The 8,153-nt window shown below is 64.0% G+C and carries 6 protein-coding genes; 5 read left to right on the top strand and 1 reads right to left on the bottom strand.

The window, feature by feature from the left end; genetic code table 11:
• Window positions 1-204: 204 nt before the first annotated feature.
• Window positions 205-1,398, bottom strand: coding sequence for an Mrp/NBP35 family ATP-binding protein (locus tag AC0L15_RS27850; protein WP_128168292.1), 1,194 nt, complete (start codon window positions 1,396-1,398; stop codon window positions 205-207).
• Window positions 1,399-1,634: 236 nt separating this feature from the next.
• Here AC0L15_RS27850 and AC0L15_RS27845 point away from each other — a divergent pair, with 236 nt between their 5' ends.
• From AC0L15_RS27845 to fdhF, 5 genes are all read left to right on the top strand, one after another.
• Window positions 1,635-2,012, top strand: a complete 378-nt coding sequence (locus AC0L15_RS27845; RefSeq protein ID WP_023802882.1) for a VOC family protein — start codon at window positions 1,635-1,637, stop codon at window positions 2,010-2,012.
• A gap of 97 nt (window positions 2,013-2,109) precedes the next feature.
• The gene (locus AC0L15_RS27840; RefSeq protein ID WP_027151624.1) at window positions 2,110-3,009 is read left to right on the top strand and encodes a LysR family transcriptional regulator; all 900 of its coding nucleotides are present in this window, start codon (window positions 2,110-2,112) and stop codon (window positions 3,007-3,009) included.
• A 131-nt stretch (window positions 3,010-3,140) separates the two neighbouring features.
• Window positions 3,141-3,620, top strand: coding sequence for a formate dehydrogenase subunit gamma (locus tag AC0L15_RS27835; protein ID WP_077377054.1), 480 nt, complete (start codon window positions 3,141-3,143; stop codon window positions 3,618-3,620).
• Window positions 3,617-5,173, top strand: coding sequence for a formate dehydrogenase beta subunit (locus AC0L15_RS27830; protein WP_023802879.1), 1,557 nt, complete (start codon window positions 3,617-3,619; stop codon window positions 5,171-5,173). Before AC0L15_RS27835 ends, AC0L15_RS27830 begins: the two co-directional genes overlap by 4 nt.
• 10 nt (window positions 5,174-5,183) lie before the next feature.
• Window positions 5,184-8,060 (top strand): formate dehydrogenase subunit alpha, encoded by a 2,877-nt coding sequence (gene fdhF / locus AC0L15_RS27825; protein WP_128168294.1) that lies wholly within the window; start codon window positions 5,184-5,186, stop codon window positions 8,058-8,060.
• Window positions 8,061-8,153 lie beyond the last annotated feature (93 nt).

Genomic DNA, 8,153 nt, shown 5'->3' with positions numbered 1-8,153 from the left:
CCCCCCCCCCCACGACAGGGGGAAAACTGTAACCCATGTATCCGGTTCAAAGTGTTACCCATCTATCAACTGGACAGCGCGAAGCGGGCGGGAGGGGTCGCCTCAACCGCCTCGACCTACAACTGGCGTTGACCAAGAAAGGTGGAGTGCGTCGCCACCGACCCCACCCGGCTCTGCGGGCCACCCTCCCCTCAAGGGGGAGGATCACTCAAACACGATGTTCGGCACGGCGGCTTCGGCCGCGCCGCGTTCTTCCTTGACCCTGCCCCAGACGTTCGCGGCGATGTCGCGGTAGATCTTGGCCTCGGCGCTGTCGGGCTTGGAGACCACCACCGGCGTGCCGGCATCCGAGCTTTCGCGGATGCCCATTTCGAGCGGCACTTCGCCGAGGAAGGAGACGCCGAGACGCTCGGCCTCGCGGCGCGCGCCGCCATGGCCGAAGATGTCGTAGCGCTTGCCGGTGTCGGGGGCGAGGAAATAGCTCATATTCTCGACGATGCCCAACACCGGCACGTCGACCTTCCTGAACATGTTGAGGCCTTTTCGGGCATCGATCAGGGCCAGATCCTGCGGCGTCGAGACGATGACGGCGCCGGCCAGCGGCACCTGCTGGGCCATGGTCAGCTGCGCGTCGCCGGTGCCGGGCGGCATGTCGACGACGAGCACGTCGAGCGGACCCCATTCGACCTCGCGCAACATTTGCGTCAATGCCGACATCACCATCGGCCCGCGCCAGATCATTGGCGTCTCCTCATCGACGAGGAAGCCCATCGACATCACCTTCAGGCCGTAATTCTCCATCGGCTTCAGGACCTTGCCGTCGACCGTCTGCGGCCGGCCATGGATGTTGAGCAGCCGCGGCATCGACGGGCCGTAGATGTCGGCGTCGAGCACGCCGACCCTCAGGCCGTTGGCGGCGAGGCCAAGCGCGATATTGACGGCAGTGGTCGACTTGCCGACGCCGCCCTTGCCGGAAGCGACAGCGATGATCGCCTCGATGCCGGGCACGCCGCGCTTGCCCTGACTGTGCGAGGCCGGAGCGTGCGGAGCCGGACGCGGCGCGGCAGCGGGTGCGGCCGGCGGTACGGGCCTGGTGGCAGGCCTTTGCGGAACCGGAGCCTCCATGCCGCCACCCTTCTTTTCCGCCGTCAGGGCGACCACGGCGCCGGCGACACCCGGGATCGCCTTGACGACACGCTCGGCGGCGGCACGCAGCGGCTCCATCTCCTGGGCCCGGGCAGCCGGCACGGTGATCGAAAAGAAAACCTTGGCATCGGCAATGAAAATCTCGGAGACCATGCCGAGGTCGACGATGTTGCCGGTGAAGTCCGGTCCGTTGACCGTCTTCAGGCGCTCGATGACGATTTCCTTGGTGACGTTTTCCTGGACGGCGGGCATCAGCTTTTCCTCTGCTTTTACGCCTGAGATAGTGCAGTTCCCGAACAGAACCAAGCGGCGGAACGACACGCACGGGCGTGGCTGCAAAGACTTGCGTCCGTTTGTCGGTCTTGCAGAGGACGAAACGTCTTTAGGGAAGAAGCACGCCGATCGCACAGGCTGCGTCGCCTGAAGACGAAGCAGCCCTATCTTTGCAGGCTTCGGACGTGCTCGCCCGCAAGCAAAGGAGACCAATCATGCTCGCAAACAGCAACGCAACGGCCAATCTCGCGGTGAAGGACCTGGCCAAGGCCAAGGCCTTCTATGAAGACGTTCTGGGGCTGACGGAGGTTCACAACGAGGGTGGCGAACTGATCGTCTACAAATGCGGCGACACCAGCATCAATGTCTATCGCTCGCAATTCGCCGGAACCAACAAGGCGACGGCGGTGACCTGGATGGTCGGCGACGAGATCGACACCATCGTCAAGGCGCTGAAATCGAAAGGCGTTGTCTTCGAGCACTACGAGATGCCGGGCCTGAAGCTGGAAGGCGACATCCATGTCGGCTACGGCATGAAGGTCGCATGGTTCAAGGATCCTGACGGCAACATTCTGAACTTGGTCGACAGCTAGGCCTGGACGGCGGCGAAGCTTCGGCCGCAATGAGGATTCGCCAGGCAAAAACAGCATGCATCTGGCGCAGCCTCACTCGGCCGGGTAGCGTCCGCTCATGATCGACAAGCTGGAATTCTTCATCGCGCTGGCCAGGGAGGAGCATTTCGGCCGGGCGGCGGAGGTGTGCGGCGTCACCCAGCCGACGCTTTCGGCCGGCATCAAGCAGCTGGAGGGCCAGCTCGGCGTGATGCTGGTTCTGCGCGGCTCGCGCTTCCAGGGGCTGACGCCGGAGGGAGAACAGGTGCTGGCGTGGGCGCGCCGCATCGTCGGCGATACCCGCACCATGCGCGAAGAGATGCGGGCGGCGCGTCACGGCCTTTCGGGGCGCATCCGCATCGCCGCCATCCCGACGGCGCTGGCCATGGTGGCGCGGCTGACGACGCCTTTTCGGGCAAAACATCCCGGCGTCACCTTCTCGGTGCTGTCGCGCACCTCGATCGAGGTGCTGTCGCTGCTCGGCAATTTCGACATCGACGCCGGCATCACCTATCTCGACAACGAGCCGCTGGGGCGGGTGACCAGCGTGCCGCTCTATGACGAGCGCTATCAGCTGATCACCGCGATCGGAAACCCCTATTCCGACCGCGACAAAGTGACATGGGCGGAGCTCAGCCAGCTGCCGCTCTGCCTGTTGACGCCGGACATGCAGAACCGCCGCATCATCGACCAGCATTTGGCCGAAGCCGGCACGCAGGTGCGGCCGACACTCGAATCCAATTCGATGATCGTGCTGTTCTCGCATATCCGTACCGGAAAATGGTCGTCGATCATGCCGCTCAACCTCTCGGAAACATTCGGCTTTTCCGAGCCGATCCGGGCCATTCCGATCGTCGAGCCGGACGCCAGCCACACCGTCGGGCTGGTGGCGACGCTGCGCGAGCCGCACACCCCGCTGGTCTCGGCGCTGCTGGACGAGGCAATGGCGCTGGCAGACGATTTCCGCGCCCGCCACTGAGCTAGAGATTGCAGGCTGGACGGCATCGATAGAAGATTTCTATCGAGCAACGGATCAGCTTTATTGATTTGGCGGGTTTCCTCCGATTTCCTAGGCACTTAGCGGATTACTACGACCAGGGAGGGCGCTGCATGATCATGCAGCCTGCAAGTACCGAGATCGCGTCGCGCACGGCGGCGATCGTTCAGGAGTTGAAGGGCCTCGAAGGCCCGCTGTTGCCGATCCTCCACGGCATCCAGGAAGAGTTTGGCCATGTGCCGCATGACGCGCTGCCGGTCATCGCCGAAGCGCTGAACATCTCCAAGGCGGAGGTGCACGGCGTCGTCACCTTCTACCACGATTACCGCAGCCGGCCGGCCGGCCGGCATGTGCTGAAGCTCTGCCAAGCGGAAGCCTGCCAATCGATGGGCTCGGACGCGATTGCCGCCAAGCTCAAGCAATTGCTGGGCATCGGCTTCCACGAGACGGCCCGCGACGGTTCGGTGACGCTAGAGCCGGTCTATTGCCTCGGCCTTTGCGCCTGCGCGCCATCGGCGATGCTGGACGGCGAGGTGATCGGCCGGCTCGATGACGAAAAACTCGACGAGATCGTAGCCGAGGTGCGCTCATGATCCCGCGCATCTATATTCCCGGCGATTCCGGCGCGCTGGCGCTCGGTGCGGAAAAGGTCGCCAAGGCGATTGAGAAGGAATTGGCCGATCGCGGCATCGAGGCCAAGATCGTGCGCAACGGTTCGCGCGGCGCCTATTTCCTCGAGCCGATGGTCGAGGTGGCGACAGAAAATGGCCGTGTCGCCTATGGGCCGGTGAAGCCATCCGATGTCAAAAGCCTGTTCGACAGCGGCTTTCTCACCGGCGGTCACCACAAGCGCTGGCTGGGCGCGCCCGACAAGATCCCGTTCCTGGCCAGGCAGACGCGCCTGACCTTCGCGCGCTGCGGCGTCATCAATCCGCTGTCGCTTGATCACTACAAGGCGCATGGCGGACTGAAGGGCCTGCAGAACGCCGTGGCGATGGCTCCGGCCGACATCGTCAAGCAGGTCACCGAGTCGGGCCTGCGGGGTCGCGGCGGCGCCGGCTTCCCGACCGGCATTAAATGGAAGACGGTGCTCGATACGATCGCCGACAAAAAGTACATCGTCTGCAATGCCGACGAGGGCGACAGCGCCACCTTCGCCGACCGCATGATCATGGAGGGCGATCCCTTCGTGCTGATCGAGGGAATGGCAATCGCCGGTGTCGCCACCGGGGCAACCAAGGGCTTTGTCTATATCCGCTCGGAGTATCCGCATGCGGTGGCGATGATGCAAAAGGCGGTCGAGGCCGCCCGCAAGGCCGGCCTGCTCGGCCTCAACGTGCTGGGCTCGCCCCACGCCTTCGACATGGAAATCCGCGTCGGCGCCGGCGCCTATGTCTGCGGCGAGGAAACCTCGCTGCTCAACAGCCTCGAAGGCAAGCGCGGCGTCGTTCGCGCCAAGCCGCCACTGCCGGCCATCCAGGGCCTGTTCGGCAAGCCGACGGTGATCAACAACGTCATCTCGCTGGCCTCGGTGCCTGTCATCATGGACAAGGGTGCTGCCTTCTACAAGGATTTCGGCATGGGCCGCTCGCGCGGCACCATTCCGATCCAGATCGCCGGCAATGTCAGATATGGCGGCCTGTTCGAGGCGGCGTTCGGCATGACGCTTGGCGAGATCGTCGACGACATCGGCGGCGGCACGGCGACTGGACGGCCGGTCAAAGCGGTGCAGGTCGGCGGCCCTCTGGGTGCCTACTTCCCACGCTCCCTGTTCGACACGCCGTTCGACTACGAAGCCTTCGCCGCCAAGGACGGGCTGATCGGCCACGCCGGCATCACCGTCTTCGACGACACCGCCGACATGCTGAAGCAGGCGCGCTTCGCCATGGAGTTCTGCGCCATCGAGAGCTGCGGCAAGTGCACGCCCTGCCGCATCGGCTCGACACGCGGCGTCGAGACGATCGACAAGATCGCCAGGGGTAGCGAGCCGGAAAAGCAGATCGAGCTGGTGACGGACCTCTGTAACACGATGAAGTTCGGTTCGCTCTGCGCGCTGGGTGGCTTCACGCCTTATCCGGTGATGAGCGCAATCAACCACTTCCGCGAAGATTTCAAGCCGGCGCCAGTCGCCGAAGCAGCAGAATAGGAACCTCGCGATGGGTCTCATTCAGGAAATCGACTACGGCACGCCGGCCTCGACGTCCGAGAAGCAGGTGACGCTGACCGTCGACGGCTTCACCGTCACCGTGCCGGAAGGCACATCCATTATGCGCGCCTCGATGGAGGCCGGCATTGCCATCCCGAAACTTTGCGCCACCGATATGGTCGACGCCTTCGGCTCCTGCCGGCTCTGCCTGGTCGAGATCGACGGCCGCAACGGCACGCCCTCCTCCTGCACGACGCCGGTGGCGCCGGGCATGGTCGTGCACACCCAGACCGGTCGGCTGAAGGACATCCGCCGCGGCGTGATGGAGCTCTACATCTCCGACCATCCGCTCGACTGCCTGACCTGTGCGGCCAATGGCGACTGCGAATTGCAGACGCAGGCCGGCGTCGTCGGCCTGCGCGACGTGCGCTACGGCTATGAGGGCGACAACCACGTCTTCAAGAAGAACGACGGCGCCGAAAACTTCAAATGGATGGCGAAGGACGAGTCCAACCCATACTTCACCTATGATCCATCGAAATGCATCGTCTGCTCGCGCTGTGTGCGCGCCTGCGAGGAGGTGCAAGGCACATTCGCGCTGACCATCGAGGGCCGCGGCTTCGAAAGCCGTGTGTCGCCCGGCATGCACCAGCTTTTCATCGACAGCGAGTGCGTGTCCTGCGGCGCCTGTGTGCAGGCCTGCCCAACGGCGACGCTTTCCGAGAAATCGGTGATCAAGATCGGCCAGCCCGAGCATTCGGTCGTCACCACCTGCGCCTATTGCGGCGTCGGCTGCTCGTTCAAGGCCGAAATGCGCGGCGACGAGCTCGTGCGCATGGTGCCCTACAAGGACGGCAAGGCGAACCGTGGCCATAGCTGCGTCAAGGGCCGTTTTGCCTACGGCTACTCGACCCACAAGGAGCGCATCCTCAATCCAATGATCCGCGAAAAGGTCACCGATCCATGGCGCGAGGTGTCGTGGGAGGAAGCGCTGACCCACACCGCCAACGAGTTCCGCCGCATCCAGTACCAGTATGGCCGCACCTCGATCGGCGGCATCACCTCGTCGCGCTGCACGAATGAGGAAACCTATCTGGTGCAGAAGCTGATCCGCCAGGGTTTCCGCAACAACAATGTCGATACCTGCGCCCGCGTCTGCCATTCGCCGACCGGCTATGGCCTTGGCCAGACTTTCGGCACCTCGGCAGGCACCCAGGATTTCGACTCGATCGAGCAGACCGACGTGGTGATGATCATCGGCGCAAATCCGACCGACGCACATCCGGTGTTTGCGTCGCGCATGAAGAAGCGGTTGCGCAAGGGCGCCAAGCTGATCGTGCTCGACCCGCGCCGCACCGATATCGTGCGCTCGGCTCATATCGAGGCGCAGCATCATCTGCCGCTGAAGCCGGGCACCAATGTCGCCGTGGTCACCGCGCTTGCCCATGTCATCGTCACCGAAGGACTGTTCGACGAGGCCTTCATCCGCGAACGCTGCGACTGGGACGAGTTCCAGGATTGGGCGTCGTTCGTGGCGCTGCCGGAAAACAGCCCTGAGGTGGTCGGCCAGCTCGCCAATGTCGATCCTGAAGAGATCCGCAGCGCCGCACGGCTGTTTGCCACCGGCGGCAATGGCGCGATCTATTACGGCCTCGGCGTGACCGAGCACAGCCAGGGCTCGACCACCGTCATCGCCATCGCCAATCTTGCCATGGCGACCGGCAATATCGGTCGGCCGGGCGTCGGCGTGAACCCGCTGCGCGGCCAGAACAATGTCCAGGGCTCCTGCGACATGGGCTCGTTCCCGCATGAGCTGCCCGGCTATCGCCACGTCTCCGGCGACGCGGTGCGCGACATCTATGAGAGCCTGTGGGGGGTCAAGCTCGACGACGAGCCCGGCCTGCGCATCCCCAACATGCTGGACGCCGCCGTCGACGGCTCGTTCAAGGGCCTCTATGTGCAAGGCGAGGACATCCTGCAGTCCGATCCCGACACCAAGCATGTCGCCGCAGGCCTTGCGGCGATGGAATGTGTCGTCGTCCACGATCTCTTCCTCAACGAGACCGCCAACTACGCGCATGTCTTCCTGCCCGGCTCGACCTTCCTCGAAAAGGACGGCACCTTCACCAATGCCGAGCGCCGCATCAACCGCGTGCGCAAGGTGATGGCGCCGAAGAACGGGCTGGCCGACTGGGAAGTGACGCAGAAGCTCGCACAGGCGATGGGGCTTGCCTGGAATTACCAGCATCCGTCCGAAATCATGGATGAGATCGCCAGGACGACGCCGAGCTTCGCCAAGGTCTCCTACGACTATCTGGAAAAGATGGGCTCGGTGCAGTGGCCTTGCAACGAACAGGCGCCGGAAGGCACGCCGATCATGCATATCAGCGGCTTCGTGCGCGGCAAGGGCAAGTTCATCCGCACCGAATATGTGGCGACCGACGAGAGGACGGGACCGCGCTTCCCGCTGCTGCTGACCACCGGCCGCATCCTGTCGCAGTACAATGTCGGCGCGCAGACCAGGCGTACCCACAATGTCATGTGGCACAGCGAGGACCGTCTCGAGATCCACCCGCATGACGCCGAAAACCGCGGTCTGCGCGACGGCGACTGGGTCCGCCTGACCAGCCGCTCCGGCGAGACGACGCTGCGCGCGCTGATCACCGACAAGGTGTCGCCTGGCGTGGTCTATACGACGTTCCACCACCCCGACACCCAGGCCAACGTCATCACCACCGACTTCTCCGACTGGGCGACCAACTGCCCGGAATACAAGGTGACGGCGGTGCAGGTCGGCGCGTCCAACGGGCCGTCGGAATGGCAGCTCGACTATGACGAGCAGGCCCGCAACAGCCGTCGCATCGCGACCTTGGAAGCAGCGGAGTAATCGTGCCGAGGCATTCGACCGAAAGCGCTTCAATCTTGACGGTTGGTCGACCCCCACTCCGTCGAGCTTCGCTCGACACCTCTCCCCCGATCG

It is taken from the genome of Mesorhizobium sp. WSM4846 (assembly GCF_055811415.1).
Note: the sequence above shows the minus strand (reverse complement) of the source record. Positions and strands in the feature narration are given on the sequence as shown.

What these genes read in the sequence shown, in the direction of transcription:
- AC0L15_RS27840 (WP_027151624.1), top strand. Translation starts at nt 2,110, where the DNA reads ATGATCGACAAGCTGGAATTCTTCATCGCGCTGGCCAGGGAGGAGCAT.
- AC0L15_RS27845 (WP_023802882.1), top strand. Translation starts at nt 1,635, where the DNA reads ATGCTCGCAAACAGCAACGCAACGGCCAATCTCGCGGTGAAGGACCTG.
- fdhF (WP_128168294.1), top strand. Translation starts at nt 5,184, where the DNA reads ATGGGTCTCATTCAGGAAATCGACTACGGCACGCCGGCCTCGACGTCC.
- AC0L15_RS27850 (WP_128168292.1), bottom strand. Translation starts at nt 1,398, where the DNA reads ATGCCCGCCGTCCAGGAAAACGTCACCAAGGAAATCGTCATCGAGCGC.
- AC0L15_RS27830 (WP_023802879.1), top strand. Translation starts at nt 3,617, where the DNA reads ATGATCCCGCGCATCTATATTCCCGGCGATTCCGGCGCGCTGGCGCTC.
- AC0L15_RS27835 (WP_077377054.1), top strand. Translation starts at nt 3,141, where the DNA reads ATGATCATGCAGCCTGCAAGTACCGAGATCGCGTCGCGCACGGCGGCG.